Below are 15,397 nucleotides of genomic sequence, written 5' to 3' on the forward strand. Positions count from 1 at the left end.
CGGACCTGTCGGCGTCAGGCCGACAGGCGGGCGCGGCCCTTGGAGCGACGGGTCGAGATGATGGCGCGGCCGGCACGGGTGCGCATGCGCAGCCGGAAGCCGTGGGTCTTCGCGCGCCGGCGGTTGTTCGGCTGGTAGGTGCGCTTGCTCACGTCAGGCTCTCCGTTGTCGTACGCCCCGCGCGGCGGATCGCCCGGGGTCGTGTGCTGGTCCAGATCACCTGTCGGTGACCTCCGATCGGCGCTGCCGTGACACGCTCCCCGGCGATGCGGGGTGACAGCCACGGACAGCAAGCATCAATCACCCTAGCAGAGGGCGAGAGAGCAGCCGCTCCAGCCTACGCAGGGGCGCAATGACCGTCAAACGTCACACTCGGGCGTCCGACCTGCGGGCAAGCGCGACCGAAGGGGCGGTTTTCACTGATGTTGCCAAGGTCGTCAGGGTGTCGCCGGTTGATGCTGTGGGGTCCGCGCTGTTAGCGTGCGCGATTGCGGTCGGCGTCGGGGGTCCGGGGTTTGTCGCCGATCGGCAAGACCGGACACGCTGTTGAATCGTTCGGCACGGTGAACCCGCTTCAACGCCTCCGTGGATCGAGGGGGGCAGGTCCGACCCGCGTCCGGTGGGCGGCCACAATCGGTCGGTACACAGGCTGTGGATAACTTGTGGATGACGACCGGTCAGCCGTCCGGGCGGGCGTGAGAAGGAGCAGGCGAGGGGGTGGCACGACGGTGACCGGAGCGACCGACCTTGCCGCGGTGTGGACGGCGACCACCGACGAACTCGCCGACGAGATCATCTCCGCGCAGCAGCGGGCGTACCTCCGGCTCACCCGGCTGCGGGCGATCGTCGAGGACACCGCGCTGCTCTCGGTGCCGGACGCCTTCACCCGGGACGTGATCGAGTCCCGGCTCCGCCCGGCCATCACCGAGGCGTTGAGCCGCCGGCTCGGCCGGCCGATCCAGGTGGCGGTCACCGTACGGGTCGCCGACGACCCGAATGCCCGTCCGGCCGGCACCGTCTACCGCAGCAGTCCGGAGCCGCTTCCCGAGCACGACGGCGCCGCCCCGCTGCCCGGCTTCGACCAGCCCGGCCCGCACGCGTCCGCCCCGGCTTTCCCGTCGCCGCGCCCGGAATCCGGGTACGCCCAGTCCCGCCCGGAGTCCGGATACACCGAGTCCCGCTCGGAGTCCGGTTACGCCGGCGCCCGCTCCGAGCCCGGTTACGCCGACTCCCGCCCGGAGTCCGGATACGCCGAACCGCGCCCGGAGCAGCCGCTCGACGAGCCGGCGCCGCGCCAGCGGAGCGCCGACGGCGGCCGCCCGCACCTGATCCCGGCCGGCCGCGACGCCCAGGACACGCTCTTCAGCGCCGCGTTCGCCGAGCCGGTGCGCACCGCGCCCGAACGCCGCGGCTTCGACGAGCGCACCCGGGTCGAACCGCCGATGCCCGACGCCGGCGGATACGAGCCCCGCTACCGGGAGAGCCCGGCCGCCGGCCCCGCGCCGATGCGCGGCCTGCCCCGCGACGGCGCCACCGACAACGGCCCCGGCCGCGGTGGCGCCGACCACCACCGCCCCGGCGGCGGCCAGGCCGACCGCAGGCTCCCCGGCGGTACGGAGAGCGGCGGCAACCGGCTCAACCCGAAGTACATGTTCGAGACGTTCGTCATCGGCTCGTCGAACCGGTTCGCGCACGCCGCGAGCGTGGCGGTGGCCGAGTCGCCGGCCAAGGCGTACAACCCGCTGTTCATCTACGGCAGCTCCGGGCTGGGCAAGACCCACCTGCTGCACGCCATCGGGCACTACGCCACGACGCTCGGCAACGCGCGCTCGGTCCGGTACGTCTCGACCGAGGAATTCACGAACGACTTCATCAACTCGCTGCGTGACGACAAGACGAGCGCGTTCCAGCGCCGCTACCGGGACGTGGACATCCTCCTGATCGACGACATCCAGTTCCTGGAGAACCGGGAGCGGACGCAGGAGGAGTTCTTCCACACGTTCAACACGTTGCACAACGCCAACAAGCAGATCGTGATCACGTCCGACCGCTCGCCGAAGCAGCTGGCGACGCTGGAGGACCGGCTGCGTACGCGCTTCGAGTGGGGCCTGCTGGCCGACATCCAGCCGCCGGACCTGGAGACGCGGATCGCGATCCTCCAGAAGAAGGCCGCGCAGGAGCGGCTGTTCGCGCCGCCGGACGTCCTGGAGTTCATCGCGTCCCGGGTGTCGAACTCGATCCGCGAACTGGAGGGGGCGCTGATCCGCGTCACCGCCTTCGCCAGCCTCACCCGGTCCTCGGTCGAGCTGTCGCTGGCCGAGGAGGTGCTGCGGGACTTCATCCCGGACGGCGCCGGCCCGGAGATCACCGCGGACCAGATCATGGTGTCGACTGCGGACTACTTCGGCGTGAGCCTGGAGGACCTGCGCGGACACTCCCGCTCCCGGGTGCTGGTGAACGCGCGTCAGGTGGCCATGTATCTGTGCCGCGAGCTGACCGACCTGTCGCTGCCCCGGATCGGGCAGGCGTTCGGCGGCCGGGACCACACCACCGTGATGCACGCGGACCGCAAGATCCGTCAGCAGATGGCGGAGCGGCGCTCGCTCTACAACCAGATCGCCGAGCTGACGAACCGCATCAAGCAGAACACCTGACTTTCCCTCCGCCCAGCCTCCCCGCCCTCCGCCCCCCTGGGGCAGCTCCGGCGGTGATCAAGGAGTTCGTGTCGGGGAGAGACGTCATTCCCGCCCCAAACTCCTTGGTCAACAAGGCGCGGCGAGCGCGCGGACGCCGCCGAGCGCCCCTCACCCGCTGACCCTCCCCGTTGATCATGAGGTTGGCGGTGACAAATCGGGCGCCGGGTGCCGCCAACCTCATGATCAACGCGAGCAAGGCGCCGAGCAGGGGTGGGCGGCGAGAGGGTGGCGAGTTGCCGACAGGGGGACAGGTTGACCCTCGACCCGGTGGAGGGCCCAGGATCGGGCTTGTGTTCGTCCACAGCTCGTACCCGTTGTCCACAGCCCCTGTGTCACAGGCGGTGGACAACCACGCTTCGCACCCGGCCGGTTACCCACAGACTGTGGACAACTCCTGGGGACGACGCTGTGGATGCCTGGGGACGACGATCACGTTGTCCCCAGACGGCGGTCCGCCTGTGGGCGGGCTGTTGAAGGTTCTGGGGATGACGGCTGTGGAGCAGGCCGGCGCTGTCCACAGCGCTGGGGAGAAAACCGGTGGATTACCGGTGGACAACCGGTGGACAGCCGTGGAAAACCCGGCGGCCGGCGAGGGCTGTGGACCGGGACACGAGTTTTACCCCTGGTTCTCCACAGCCAAACCACCGGTGGATAACGTGTCTGACCTGCGCGGACGCCGGTTCTCCACAGTTTGCACAGGTGCGATGAAGACGATGAGTTATCTCTTCTAAACAACAAAAACCAATCATCACCGTTGGACTTCCTGTGGATCGGGCCGAAGCACTGCCGTCGGCAGTCGCCCCGGCACCTGGATCCACGGGGTCGGGCGCACAGCCGATGCCCCAGCGCCTTAAGGTGCGATGGGTACCCGCACGGTCGGGCGGGACGGGTGGCAGCGGTCGGCATGAGAGAGTTGTCGCTGACGTCGACGCGGAGGCATTGATGAAGTTCCGAGTGGAGCGCGACGCGCTCGCCGAGGCGGTCGCGTGGACCGCCAAGAGCCTGCCCAACCGACCCTCCGTACCGGTGCTGGCCGGGGTGATGCTCCGGGTCACCGACGGCAACCTCCAGGTCTCCGGCTTCGACTACGAGGTCTCCAGCCAGGTGACCGTCGAGGTGCAGGGTGACGCGGACGGCGCCGCCCTGGTCTCCGGCCGCCTGCTCGCCGAGATCACCAAGGCCCTGCCGGCCAAGCCGGTGGACATCGCCGCCGTCGGCGCCCACCTCGAACTGGTCTGCGGCAGCGCCCGGTTCACGCTGCCCACCATGCCGGTGGAGGACTACCCGACGCTGCCGGAGATGCCGGAGAGCGCCGGCACCGTCGACGCCGCCGCGTTCGCCTCCGCCGTGGCCCAGGTGGCAGTCGCCGCCGGCCGCGACGAGACGCTGCCGATGATGACCGGCGTCCGGATCGAGCTGAGCGGCAGCACGATCGCCATGCTGGCGACCGACCGCTACCGCCTCGCGCTGCGCGAGATGGAGTGGAACCCGGACGACCCGGAGATCAGCCTCAACGCGCTGGTGCCGGCCCGTACGCTGCACGACACCGCGAAGGCGCTGGGCCCGCTCGGCGGCCACGTCACCATGGCCCTGTCGTCCAGCAAGGCCGGCGAGGGCATGATCGGTTTCTCCGGTGGCACCCGACGGACCACCAGCCGGCTGCTCGACGGCGCCAACTACCCGCCGGTGCGCTCGCTGTTCCCGGCCGACCACAACGCCGAGGCCCGCGTCGCCGTCGCCGCGCTCATCGAGGTCGTCAAGCGCGTCGCGCTGGTCGCCGAGCGCACCACCCCGGTCCTGCTCAGCTTCAGCGCCGACGGTCTCGTGGTCGAGGCGGGCGGCACCGAGGAGGCCCGGGCCAGCGAGGCCATGGAGGCCACCTTCAGCGGCGAGCCGCTGACCATCGGGTTCAACCCGCAGTACCTCATCGACGGTCTGGCCAACCTGGGCGCGCAGCACGCCCTGCTCCGGTTCGTCGACGCGTTCAAGCCCGCGGTCATCTCCCCGGCCGGCGAGGATGGCGAGGTCATCCCGGGGTACCGGTACCTCATCATGCCGATCCGCGTGTCCCGCTGATCGCAGGCAGCACGACCCTGACGTACGGAGGTAGGAGCAGATGCAGCTCGGCCTGGTAGGACTCGGCCGCATGGGCGGCAACATGCGGGAGCGGTTGCGCGCCGCCGGGCACGAGGTGGTCGGCTACGACCGCAACCCGGAGATCAGCGACGCCGCGAGCCTGGCCGAGCTTGCCGAGAAGCTCCAGTCGCCCCGCGCGGTCTGGGTCATGGTTCCGGCCGGCGTCACCGACGCCACCATCGACGAGCTCGCCGGTGTGCTCGGCGAGGGCGACATCATCATCGACGGCGGCAACTCCCGGTTCAGCGACGACGCCCCGCGCGCCGAGCGGCTCAACGAGCAGGGCATCGGCTACATCGACGTCGGCGTCTCCGGCGGCGTCTGGGGCCGGCAGAACGGGTACGCGCTGATGGTCGGCGGTGCGCAGGAGCACGTCGAGCGCCTGATGCCGATCTTCGAGGCGCTCAAGCCCGAGGGCGAGTTCGGCTTCGTGCACGCCGGCCCGGTCGGCGCCGGCCACTACGCCAAGATGGTGCACAACGGCATCGAGTACGGCCTGATGCACGCCTACGCCGAGGGCTACGAGCTGCTGGCCGCCTCCGAGCTGGTGACGAACGTCCCCGGCGTGTTCAAGTCGTGGCGCGAGGGCACCGTGGTCCGGTCCTGGCTGCTCGACCTGCTGGACCGGGCGCTCGACGAGGACCCGGAACTGGCCGAGCTGAGCGGCTACACCGAGGACACCGGCGAGGGCCGCTGGACCGTGGACGAGGCGGTCCGGCTCGCCGTGCCGCTCAACGTCATCACCGCGTCGCTGTTCGCCCGGTTCGCCTCCCGGCAGGACGACTCGCCCGCGATGAAGGCCGTCGCCGCGCTGCGCCAGCAGTTCGGCGGCCACGCCGTCCACAAGCGCTGACCGGTATCCACAGGCTGTGTACGTCCGCCGGCTCGAACTGGTCGACTTCCGCTCCTACGAGCGGGTCGGCGTCGACCTGGAGCCGGGTCCGAACGTGCTCGTCGGCGCCAACGGCGTCGGCAAGACCAACCTGGTCGAGGCGCTCGGCTACGTGGCGACCCTGGACTCGCACCGGGTCGCCACCGACGCCCCGCTGGTCCGGATGGGCGCCACCTCGGCGGTGATCCGCTGCGCGGTGGTGCACGAGGGCCGGGAGCTGCTGGTCGAGCTGGAGATCGTCCCGGGCAAGGCCAACCGGGCCCGGCTCGGCCGGTCCCCGGCCCGGCGTGCCCGGGACGTCCTCGGCGCGCTGCGCCTGGTGCTGTTCGCGCCGGAGGACCTGGAACTGGTCCGCGGCGACCCGGCCGAACGCCGCCGCTACCTGGACGACCTGCTGGTCACCCGCCAGCCCCGCTACGCGGGTGTCCGCGCCGACTACGAGCGCGTGGTCAAGCAACGCAACGCGCTGCTGCGTACCTCGTACCTCGCTCGCAAGACCGGTGGCACACGGGGCGGCGACCTGTCGACGCTGGCCGTGTGGGACGCGCATCTGGCGCAGCACGGCGCGGACCTGCTCGCGGGCCGCCTGGAGCTGGTCGCCGCGCTCACCCCGCACGTCGCGAAGGCGTACGACGCGGTGGCCGCCGGCCGCGGCGCGGCGGGCATCGCGTACCGGCCCTCGGTGGAGCTGCCCGAACCCGGCGCCGACCGCGCGGCGCTGGCAGAGGCGCTCGCCGCCGCGCTGACCGCTAACCGCGCGGCCGAGATCGAGCGTGGCACCACGCTCGTCGGCCCGCACCGCGACGACCTGGCGCTCACGCTCGGCCCGCTGCCCGCCAAGGGGTACGCGAGCCACGGCGAGTCCTGGTCGTACGCGCTGGCGTTGCGGCTTGCCGGGTACGACCTGCTGCGCGCCGACGGGATCGAGCCGGTACTGGTGCTCGACGACGTCTTCGCCGAGCTGGACACCGGCCGGCGGGAACGGCTGGCCGAACTGGTCGGCGGCGCGAGCCAGCTCCTGGTCACCTGTGCCGTGGACGACGACGTGCCGGCGACGCTGCGCGGCACCCGGTACGCGGTGGGCGAGGGGACGGTGCGACGTGCCGGATGACGAGGTGCAGCTCCCGCCCGCGCGGCTCGGGCCGGGACGCGACGCGCGTACCCCGGGAAAGCCCGCGGAGGGTGAGCCGGCCGCGAACCTGCCGGAGGGCTCGACCGGGCCGGAACTGGCCCGGGCGGTGCTCGACGCGGCGAAGGCCCGGCGGCAGGCGGCGGCGCCGCGACGGCGCGGCGCGGTCCGCGGCGACGGGGAGAAGCGGCTGCGTGGCTACTCCGGTCCGGGGCCGGACCCGCGCGACCCGCAGCCGCTCGGTGTGGTGCTGGACAAGCTGATGAAGGCGCGTGGCTGGCAGCAACCGGCGGCCGAGGCGACGGTGTTCGGCGCGTGGGAGAAGGTGGTCGGCCAGGAGGTCGCGCAGCACAGCCGCCCGGTCAAGCTGGAGGACGGCGAGCTGACCGTGGAGGCCCGGTCGACGGCCTGGGCGACGCAGTTGCGCCTGCTGGCGGGCTCGCTGTTGCAGCAGATCGCCCGCGAGGTGGGCCACAACGTGGTGCGCAAGCTGCACATCCACGGGCCGGCGGCGCCGTCGTGGTCGCGCGGCCCTCGTCGGGTACGCGGGCGCGGCCCGCGCGACACCTACGGCTGACCGACACCGCCGGAACGCCGCGCCTCACGCCGGGCGCGCTTGAGTTCGCGCTGCTCACGGCTCCACTGCTTGCGGCGCTCCAGGTCTTCCTTCCACGCGTCGCGAGCCAGCTTCGAGCCGCCCTGCACCGCGCCCTGCACCTGGGACGGACCGGCGAGGTTGCGGAACACCCAGCCCAACAGGCGGCCACCCTTGCCGGAGGCGTCGCCCACCTGCTCGTCGTCGCTCATCCCGCCGCCCTCTCGCTGTTTTGTGTGCAAACCATTGGTACACCAATCGTTGCTAGGATCGCAACGACGACGAGGAGGACGAGGGTGACCGACGGCATCGAGGAGGACCCCCTGGCGTTGGAGCAGCAGGTCTGCTTCGCGCTCTCAGTCGCCGCCCGGAGCGTCGTCGCGGTCTACCGCCCGCTGCTGGAACCGATGGGGCTCACCCATCCGCAATATCTGGTCATGCTGGCGCTCTGGCAGCACGCGCCGCTGTCCGGGCGGGATCTGAGCCGGCTGCTCCAGCTCGACCCGGGCACGCTGTCGCCGCTGCTCAAGCGGCTGGAGGCGGCCGGCTACATCCGGCGGGAACGCGACGCCGCCGACGAGCGCAGCCTGGCCGTCTCGCTCACCCCCGAGGGGCAGGCGCTGCGAGCGCGGGCCGAGCAAATCCCGCCGGCCATCGTGCAACGCCTCGGCCTGCCGCTGGCCGACCTGCGGCACCTGCACTCGGCGCTGACCGAGGTGATCGCGGCCGCCAACCGGGCCACGTCTTCTCCCGGCGCTGCGGCGCCCGGTCAGGCGTCGGCGTAGACCGCGAAGCCCCGCTCCGCGCAGCGCCGGTAGAAGGCCGCCAGCACGCTCAGCTCGGCGCAGGTGAAGTTCCACTGCGGCGGGTCGCCGTTCTCGTCCCGCAGCCGGTCCAGCCGGCTGTCCAGCCAGCGGAGCTGCTGCTCGGCCAGCCGCCCGTCACCGAGCAGCGCGCGCAGCACCTCGCTCACCGACTCGAACGTGACCGGCTCGCCGTACGGCCGGTGCCGCGCGACGAACTTCTCCACGCCCTCGGCGATCCAGGAGCAGCCGTCCGGGTCGATCACCGGGTCCTCGTCCTCGACCGCGTTCTCCGTGGCGTAGAGCACATTTTCCAGCCCGAGGATCAGGTCGACCAACTCGGTGTACGCGGTCGCGCGTACCGTGCCGGTCTTCGCGATCAGCTCGGCGAGCGCCGCGGTCGGCGCGGAGATCCGGGGCATGTCCACGATCTCGCCGAAGTCCACGAACTCAGCCGGCGCGACCGGATCGTAGAAGCGGCCGGTCCGCGGCCAGTGCACCGCGACGTTGTCCAGCCCCATCTGGCGTCACCTCTCACCAAGCGTTTTCGGACCGTCTCCGACGATCGTCCCGGTTCCGGGCGCAAAAGATCAAGACCGCAACGGCGGCGCCGCAAAAGCTACGGCACGCCGGGCCCGGCCGCGACCCCCGGTCGGGGCAGCCGCCGATCACCGGTCGGATGACCGTCACGGCTCACGGTGGCCGGTGGCGCGGCGCCGCCCCAATGGCGTGTAGGGGGAGTCGTGGGCGACGCGGTTCGTCCGGCTACGGCATTCTCAGCCGCCTCGGAGAGGGTGCCGAGTGGCGGTTTGGTCGGCTCCGCACAGTAAGATTGGGGGCGAGACGAAAGACCCGAGACGGAGCGACGGACTGGGGCCCGGTGGGCCCTCGATCATAGTCCCGCATCGGGTCCGAGCCGATCGCGATCCGCGGGCAACCGCGGCGCCCGGCGCACATGATCCGACCTGGCGATCCCAGGGGCGGTCCATGCGCGCCGACGTCGCGTCCTGTCCGCCGAACCCGCGCCCCCGCGCCCACGCGCGGCCGGTGCGAGAAAGTGGCCGAGGGTGGCAGCGGAGGACAACAAGAAGTACGGTGCCGAGTCCATCACCGTTCTCGAGGGCCTGGAAGCGGTCCGGAAGCGGCCCGGTATGTACATCGGGTCCACCGGCGAGCGCGGTCTGCACCACCTGGTGTGGGAGGTCGTCGACAACGCGGTGGACGAGGCGCTGGCCGGGCACTGCGACACCATCGACGTGGTGCTGCTGGCCGACGGCGGTGTCCGGGTGACCGACAACGGCCGTGGCTTCCCGGTCGACCTGCACCCGAAGCTGAAGAAGCCGGGTGTCGAGGTGGCCCTGACCGTGCTGCACGCGGGCGGCAAGTTCGACGGCAAGGCGTACGCCGTCTCCGGCGGCCTGCACGGCGTCGGCGTCTCCGTGGTGAACGCGCTGTCTACCCGGATGGCCGTGGAGATCCACAAGGACGGCTTCGTCTGGCGCCAGCAGTACCACCACTCCAAGCCGACGCCGCTGGAGAAGGGCGAGGAGACCGACCGCACCGGTTCGGCCGTCTCCTTCTGGCCCGACCCGGACGTCTTCGAGACCGTCGACTTCGACTTCCACACCATCTACCGGCGCCTCCAGGAGATGGCCTTCCTCACCCGGGGTCTCACCATCCATCTGCTCGACGAGCGGGTCCCGGAGGACGAGGACGGCAAGACCCGCGAGGTCACCTTCCACTACGAGGGCGGCATCGCCGACTTCGTCCGGCACCTCAACGCCTCCAAGAGCCCGATCCACAAGACGGTGGTCGAGTTCGGGGCCGAGGAGACGGGCATGTCGGTCGAGATCGCCATGCAGTGGAACGAGTCGTACGGCGAGTCGGTCTACACCTTCGCCAACAACATCAACACCCACGAGGGCGGCACCCACGAGGAGGGCTTCCGGGCCGCGCTGACGAGCGTCGTCAACCGCTACGGCGCCGAGAAGAAGCTGCTCAAGGGCGACGAGCGCCTCTCGGGTGAGGACATCCGCGAGGGCCTGGCCGCGATCATCTCGGTCAAGCTCACCGACCCGCAGTTCGAGGGTCAGACCAAGACCAAGCTGGGCAACACCCCGGTGAAGGGCTTCGTGCAGCGGGTCTGCAACGAGTCGCTCGTCGACTGGTTCGACCGCAACCCGGCCGAGGCGAAGATCATCATCCAGAAGGCGTCCCAGGCGGCGCGCGCCCGGATCGCCGCGCAGCAGGCGCGCAAGCTCGCCCGGCGCAAGTCGCTGCTGGAGTCCGGCTCGATGCCCGGCAAGCTGGCCGACTGCCAGTCCACCGACCCGCGCGAGTCCGAGGTCTTCATCGTCGAGGGCGACTCGGCCGGCGGCTCGGCCAAGCAGGGCCGCGACCCGCGCGTCCAGGCGATCCTGCCGATCCGCGGCAAGATCCTCAACGTCGAGAAGGCCCGGATCGACCGGGTGCTGAAGAACAACGAGGTGCAGGCGCTGATCACCGCGCTCGGCACCGGCATCCACGACGACTTCGACATCGAGAAGCTGCGCTACCACAAGATCGTGCTGATGGCCGACGCCGACGTGGACGGCCAGCACATCCAGACGCTGCTGCTCACCCTGCTGTTCCGCTTCATGCGGCCGCTGGTCGAGCTGGGCCACGTCTACCTGGCCGCCCCGCCGCTCTACAAGATCAAGTGGAACAAGAAGGGCGACGACGCCCAGTACGCGTACTCGGACCGCGAGCGCGACGGGCTGATCGCCCTGCGCCAGCAGAAGAAGCCCAACGCCCGCCCGGACGACATCCAGCGGTTCAAGGGTCTCGGCGAGATGAACTACCCCGAGCTGTGGGAGACCACGATGAACCCGGCCACGCGTACGTTGCGCCAGGTCACGCTCGACGACGCCGCCACCGCGGACGAGCTGTTCAGCGTCCTGATGGGCGAGGACGTCGAGGCTCGCCGGTCGTTCATCCAGCGCAACGCCAAGGACGTGCGGTTCCTGGACATCTGACGGACGCGCCCGGGCCGGCCGGACATCCACCGGCCGGCCCGGCAGTCCACAGAGTTATCCACAGTCTGAACGCTTTCCACAGCCGTTATCCACAGCGAGACCACGACTGAAGAGTCTGATAAGGGTTAACAGTGACCGATACTCCCGAGTCCACCCCGAACGAGCCGGAGACCCCGGAGGCACTGGCGGCGGTCGTCCAGCACGACCGGATCGAGCCGGTCGGCCTCGAGGTCGAGATGCAGCGCTCGTACCTCGACTACGCGATGAGCGTCATCGTCGGGCGGGCCCTGCCGGACGTCCGGGACGGGCTCAAGCCGGTCCACCGCAAGATCCTCTACGCCATGTTCGACTCCGGCTACCGGCCGGACCGCGGGTACGTGAAGTGCTCCCGCGTCGTCGGTGACGTGATGGGCCAGTTCCACCCGCACGGCGACTCGGCCATCTACGACGCGCTGGTCCGGATGGCGCAGCCGTGGTCGCTGCGCTACCCGCTGGTCGACGGCAACGGCAACTTCGGCTCGCCCGGAAACGACCCGGCCGCCGCCATGCGTTACACCGAATGCAAGCTCGACCCGCTGGCGATGGAGATGCTGCGGGACATCGACGAGGACACCGTCGACCTGCAGGACAACTACGACGGCCGGGCCAAGGAGCCCACCATCCTGCCGTCGCGGATCCCGAACCTGCTGATCAACGGCTCCGAGGGCATCGCGGTCGGCATGGCCACCAAGATCCCGCCGCACAACCTGCGCGAGATCGGCGCGGCCGTGCAGTGGTGCCTGGAGCACCCGGAGGCCGACGAGGCCACCACGCTGGAAGCCCTGCTGGAGATCGTCAAGGGCCCGGACTTCCCGACCTACGGCCTGATCGTCGGCCAGGCGGCCATCCAGGACGCGTACCGGACCGGGCGTGGCTCGATCCGGATGCGCGCCGTGGTCGAGGTGGAGGAGGACAAGCGGGGCCGGCCGGCGCTCGTGGTCAGCGAGCTGCCCTACCAGGTCAACCCGGACAACCTCGCCGAGCGCATCGCCGAGCTGATCAAGGAGGGCAAGCTCGCCGGCATCGCCGACATCCGCGACGAGTCCTCCGGCCGTACCGGCATGCGGATCGTGCTCGTGCTCAAGCGCGACGCGGTCGCCAAGGTGGTGCTGAACAACCTCTACAAGCACACCCAGCTCCAGGAGACGTTCGGCGCCAACATGCTGGCGCTGGTCGACGGTGTGCCGCGCACGCTCAACCTGGCCCAGTTCATCCGCTACTACGTCGAGCACCAGATCGAGGTGATCCGGCGGCGGACCGCGTTCCGGCTGCGCAAGGCCGAGGAGCGGGCGCACATCCTGCGCGGTCTGTCCAAGGCGCTGGACGCGCTGGACGAGGTGATCGCCCTGATCCGTCGCTCGCCCACGGTGGAGGACGCCCGGCAGGGCCTGATCCGGCTGCTGGACATCGACGAGGTCCAGGCGACCGCGATCCTGGACATGCAGCTGCGCCGGCTCGCCGCCCTGGAGCGGCAGCGGATCCTGGACGACCTGGCGAAGCTCGAACTGGAGATCGCCGACCTCAAGGACATCCTGGCCAAGCCGGAGCGGCAGCGGCAGATCGTCTCGGAGGAGCTGGGCGAGATCGTCGCGAAGTGGGGCGACGAGCGGCGCACGAAGATCGTCCCGTTCGACGGCGAGGTCTCGATGGAGGACCTCATCGCCCGCGAGGACGTGGTGGTGACGATCACCCGCACCGGGTACGCGAAGCGGACCAAGGTCGACCTCTACCGGTCGCAGCGGCGCGGCGGGAAGGGCGTCAGCGGGGCGACGCTCCGCCAGGACGACATCGTCAGCCACTTCTTCGTATGCTCTACCCACGACTGGATCCTGTTCTTCACGAACAAGGGTCGGGTCTACCGGGCGAAGGCGTACGAGCTTCCCGAGGCCAGTAGGGTGGCCAAGGGCCAGCACGTGGCCAACCTGCTCGCGTTCCAGCCCGACGAGCAGATCGCGCAGATCATTGAAATCCCGAACTACCAGGTGGCCCCCTACCTGGTACTGGCCACGAAGAACGGCCTGGTGAAGAAGACGCGGCTCGAGGAGTTCGACTCCAACCGTTCCGGCGGCATCATCGCGGTCAACCTGCGCGATGAGGACGAACTGGTCGGTGCGGTCCTGGTCGCTCCGGAGGACGACCTGCTGCTCGTGTCGAAGAACGCCCAGGCGATCCGCTTCAACGCCACCGACGAGGCGCTGCGCCCGATGGGCCGGGCCACTTCCGGGGTGATCGGCATGCGCTTCAGCGGCGAGGACGAGTTGCTCGCCGTCGAGGTGGTGCGAGAGGGTCTGGACGTTCTGGTCGCGACGAACGGGGGTTACGCGAAACGTACCCCGATCGAGGAATACCCGGTCCAGGGCCGGGGAGGTAAGGGCGTGCTGACCGCGAAGATCACCGAGCGACGCGGTGGCCTGGTCGGCGCGGTCGTGATCGATCCGGAGGACGAGCTGTTCGCCATCACGAGCAACGGCGGCGTCATCCGGACTCCGGTGAAGCCTGTACGCCGTACGCGTGACCGGAACACAATGGGGGTCAAGCTGATGGACCTCCCGGACGGCGTGACTATCGTGGCGATTGCTCGCAATGCCGACGAGCCTGACGAACAGGACTAGTTGATGACGGAGACACAGGCGAAGTCGGGGAACAAGGGGACCTCGGCCACTCCGGTCGAGGAGGAGGCCGCGCAGGGCGGCACACCAGCGACCGGCCGCGCGGCTGTGGGCCGGGCCACGGTTCCCGCCGACGCGCCTGCCCCGAAGTTCACCCGGGCTCCCGGCATGGCCCCGCCTCCGGACAAGCCGGGAGAGGACTCCGGTTCCCGGGACTCGGCCGAGACGAAGGTCGACGCTCCGACGTCGGCCGACGGTCTGGCCGCTCCGGCAGCCAAGCCCGCGAACGCCACGAACACCCAGCCGATCACCCCGTCGGCCGCCGGCCGGGCCTCCACCGGGACGACCGGCACGCAGCCGCGGATCGGCGCCGGCCTGGGCACCGCCCCGAAGGCGTCGCCCGACGGCTCGCGCCCGAGCGGCGCCGCGAGCGCCCAGGCACGGCCCGCCAACGGTGGCGGCCTGCCGCCGGGCATCAGCGGCGCGGCGGCCGTCGGCGCCGCGCGCGTGGGTGAGGCGGTACGCGCCGCGCGTACCTCGGTCAGCTCGGCCGCGTCGCGCGGACCGCGACGGGCCCGGCTGAACCTGAAGCGGATCGACCCGTGGTCGGTGATGAAGTTCGCCTTCGCGGTGTCCGTGGTGCTCTTCATCGTGGTCGTCGTGGCGACGTCGGTGCTCTACCTGGCGCTGGACGCCATGGGTGTGTTCAAGAGCGTCAACGACAGCCTCACCGACCTGGTGAACGCCGGCGGCGGCCAGGGTGGCGGCGGCTTCCGGATCACCGCCAAGGGCGTGATCCTGACGTCGGCGCTGATCGGCCTGGTGAACGTCGTGCTGTTCACCGCGCTGGCCACGCTCAGCGCGTTCGTCTACAACGTCTGCGCCGACCTGGTCGGCGGGATCGAACTGACGCTCGCCGAGCGGGACTGATCGACCGACGCCGGGGCACCGCGTAAAGCGGTCGCCCCGGCGTCGTGCGTCCGGGTAGGTTCGAGATGGCGCGGGTGCTTCCACCACAGACCCCCGATTTGGGCGCGGTGGAGGCGATGGGTTAACCTAGCTCGTCGCTACGCGGGGCTATAGCTCAGTCGGTTAGAGCGCAGAGCTGATAACTCTGAGGTCGCTGGTTCGATTCCAGCTAGCCCCACCGCACATCGTCCGACGACAGTCGAGCGCGAGGGGTCAAGCACATGTTCAAGAAGCTCCTGATCCTGGCCGGCATCGTCGGTGTGGCCGCCGTCGTGGCCAAGAAGGTCAAGGCCTCGAACGACGAGCGCGCCCTGTGGCACGAGGCGACCACGGCGCCCGACCTGCGCTGAACGCCGACACGGGGCCCTAGCTCAACTGGCAGAGCACTGCCTTTGCAAGGCAGGGGTTAGGGGTTCGAGTCCCCTGGGCTCCACCACATCATCTGGCCAGGTCACGGCCTGTTTTCCTTTTCCGTTGACGCTCCCTCGGATTGAGGGTCATCTCTGGTCGTCAGC

At 70.3% G+C, this 15,397-nt stretch carries 13 protein-coding genes and 2 tRNA genes; 12 read left to right on the forward strand and 3 right to left on the reverse strand.

Features of this window, described 5'->3' with window-relative positions; translation table 11 throughout:
• Positions 1-14 precede the first annotated feature (14 nt).
• The gene (gene rpmH / locus M8C11_RS19885; RefSeq protein ID WP_013289388.1) at positions 15-152 is read right to left on the reverse strand and encodes a 50S ribosomal protein L34; all 138 of its coding nucleotides are present in this window, start codon (positions 150-152) and stop codon (positions 15-17) included.
• A 576-nt stretch (positions 153-728) separates the two neighbouring features.
• Here rpmH and dnaA point away from each other — a divergent pair.
• The 5 genes from dnaA to M8C11_RS19910 all read left to right on the forward strand — a co-directional run bounded on the left by dnaA (position 729) and on the right by M8C11_RS19910 (position 7,430).
• Positions 729-2,654, forward strand: a complete 1,926-nt coding sequence (gene dnaA, locus M8C11_RS19890) for a chromosomal replication initiator protein DnaA (protein ID WP_308212759.1) — start codon at positions 729-731, stop codon at positions 2,652-2,654.
• 984 nt (positions 2,655-3,638) lie between these two features.
• Positions 3,639-4,772, forward strand: coding sequence for a DNA polymerase III subunit beta (gene dnaN / locus M8C11_RS19895; protein ID WP_120572514.1), 1,134 nt, complete (start codon positions 3,639-3,641; stop codon positions 4,770-4,772).
• 40 nt (positions 4,773-4,812) lie between these two features.
• Positions 4,813-5,685, forward strand: coding sequence for a phosphogluconate dehydrogenase (NAD(+)-dependent, decarboxylating) (gnd, locus tag M8C11_RS19900; RefSeq protein WP_091413544.1), 873 nt, complete (start codon positions 4,813-4,815; stop codon positions 5,683-5,685).
• A 16-nt stretch (positions 5,686-5,701) separates the two neighbouring features.
• Positions 5,702-6,835 carry a DNA replication/repair protein RecF gene (gene recF / locus M8C11_RS19905; RefSeq protein ID WP_121685450.1) on the forward strand — a complete coding sequence of 378 codons (1,134 nt, stop codon included), beginning with the start codon at positions 5,702-5,704 and terminating at the stop codon, positions 6,833-6,835.
• The gene (locus M8C11_RS19910; protein ID WP_374668747.1) at positions 6,825-7,430 is read left to right on the forward strand and encodes a DUF721 domain-containing protein; all 606 of its coding nucleotides are present in this window, start codon (positions 6,825-6,827) and stop codon (positions 7,428-7,430) included. The genes recF and M8C11_RS19910 overlap by 11 nt, the downstream gene beginning before the upstream one ends.
• Here the strand turns inward: M8C11_RS19910 and M8C11_RS19915 are convergent.
• Positions 7,421-7,660, reverse strand: a complete 240-nt coding sequence (locus tag M8C11_RS19915) for a hypothetical protein (RefSeq protein ID WP_013283216.1) — start codon at positions 7,658-7,660, stop codon at positions 7,421-7,423. The genes M8C11_RS19910 and M8C11_RS19915 overlap by 10 nt on opposite strands.
• Positions 7,661-7,744: 84 nt before the next feature.
• On the opposite strand from M8C11_RS19915, the gene M8C11_RS19920 reads away from it, so the two are divergent.
• Positions 7,745-8,233, forward strand: coding sequence for a MarR family transcriptional regulator (locus M8C11_RS19920; RefSeq protein WP_252451876.1), 489 nt, complete (start codon positions 7,745-7,747; stop codon positions 8,231-8,233).
• Here M8C11_RS19920 and M8C11_RS19925 read toward each other — a convergent pair.
• A complete protein-coding gene (locus tag M8C11_RS19925; RefSeq protein ID WP_120572509.1) occupies positions 8,218-8,772 on the reverse strand; it encodes a hypothetical protein in 555 nt (184 codons plus the stop codon). The genes M8C11_RS19920 and M8C11_RS19925 overlap by 16 nt on opposite strands.
• 546 nt (positions 8,773-9,318) lie before the next feature.
• On the opposite strand from M8C11_RS19925, the gene gyrB reads away from it, so the two are divergent.
• The 6 genes from gyrB to M8C11_RS19955 all read left to right on the forward strand — a co-directional run bounded on the left by gyrB (position 9,319) and on the right by M8C11_RS19955 (position 15,318).
• Positions 9,319-11,265, forward strand: coding sequence for a DNA topoisomerase (ATP-hydrolyzing) subunit B (gyrB, locus tag M8C11_RS19930; protein WP_135242602.1), 1,947 nt, complete (start codon positions 9,319-9,321; stop codon positions 11,263-11,265).
• Between the two features lie 131 nt (positions 11,266-11,396).
• Positions 11,397-13,916 (forward strand): DNA gyrase subunit A, encoded by a 2,520-nt coding sequence (gyrA, locus tag M8C11_RS19935; protein ID WP_252451878.1) that lies wholly within the window; start codon positions 11,397-11,399, stop codon positions 13,914-13,916.
• A gap of 3 nt (positions 13,917-13,919) precedes the next feature.
• Entirely contained in the window at positions 13,920-14,843 is a 924-nt protein-coding gene (locus tag M8C11_RS19940) for a DUF3566 domain-containing protein (RefSeq protein ID WP_252451880.1), read from the forward strand.
• Between the two features lie 143 nt (positions 14,844-14,986).
• Positions 14,987-15,060 (forward strand) — tRNA-Ile (locus M8C11_RS19945).
• A gap of 43 nt (positions 15,061-15,103) precedes the next feature.
• Positions 15,104-15,232, forward strand: a complete 129-nt coding sequence (locus M8C11_RS19950; RefSeq protein WP_013283222.1) for a DLW-39 family protein — start codon at positions 15,104-15,106, stop codon at positions 15,230-15,232.
• A gap of 10 nt (positions 15,233-15,242) precedes the next feature.
• Positions 15,243-15,318 (forward strand) — tRNA-Ala (locus M8C11_RS19955).
• The last annotated feature ends 79 nt before the right edge of the window (positions 15,319-15,397 follow it).

Source organism: Micromonospora sp. CPM1, assembly GCF_023896895.1.
GTDB classification, from domain to species: Bacteria; Actinomycetota; Actinomycetes; order Mycobacteriales; family Micromonosporaceae; genus Micromonospora; species Micromonospora tulbaghiae.

Excerpts from the sequence above, each read along its gene's own strand:
- M8C11_RS19925 (WP_120572509.1), bottom strand. The coding sequence starts at position 8,772 with ATGGGGCTGGACAACGTCGCGGTGCACTGGCCGCGGACCGGCCGCTTC.
- M8C11_RS19950 (WP_013283222.1), top strand. The coding sequence starts at position 15,104 with ATGTTCAAGAAGCTCCTGATCCTGGCCGGCATCGTCGGTGTGGCCGCC.
- dnaN (WP_120572514.1), top strand. The coding sequence starts at position 3,639 with ATGAAGTTCCGAGTGGAGCGCGACGCGCTCGCCGAGGCGGTCGCGTGG.
- M8C11_RS19915 (WP_013283216.1), bottom strand. The coding sequence starts at position 7,660 with ATGAGCGACGACGAGCAGGTGGGCGACGCCTCCGGCAAGGGTGGCCGC.
- M8C11_RS19940 (WP_252451880.1), top strand. The coding sequence starts at position 13,920 with ATGACGGAGACACAGGCGAAGTCGGGGAACAAGGGGACCTCGGCCACT.
- gnd (WP_091413544.1), top strand. The coding sequence starts at position 4,813 with ATGCAGCTCGGCCTGGTAGGACTCGGCCGCATGGGCGGCAACATGCGG.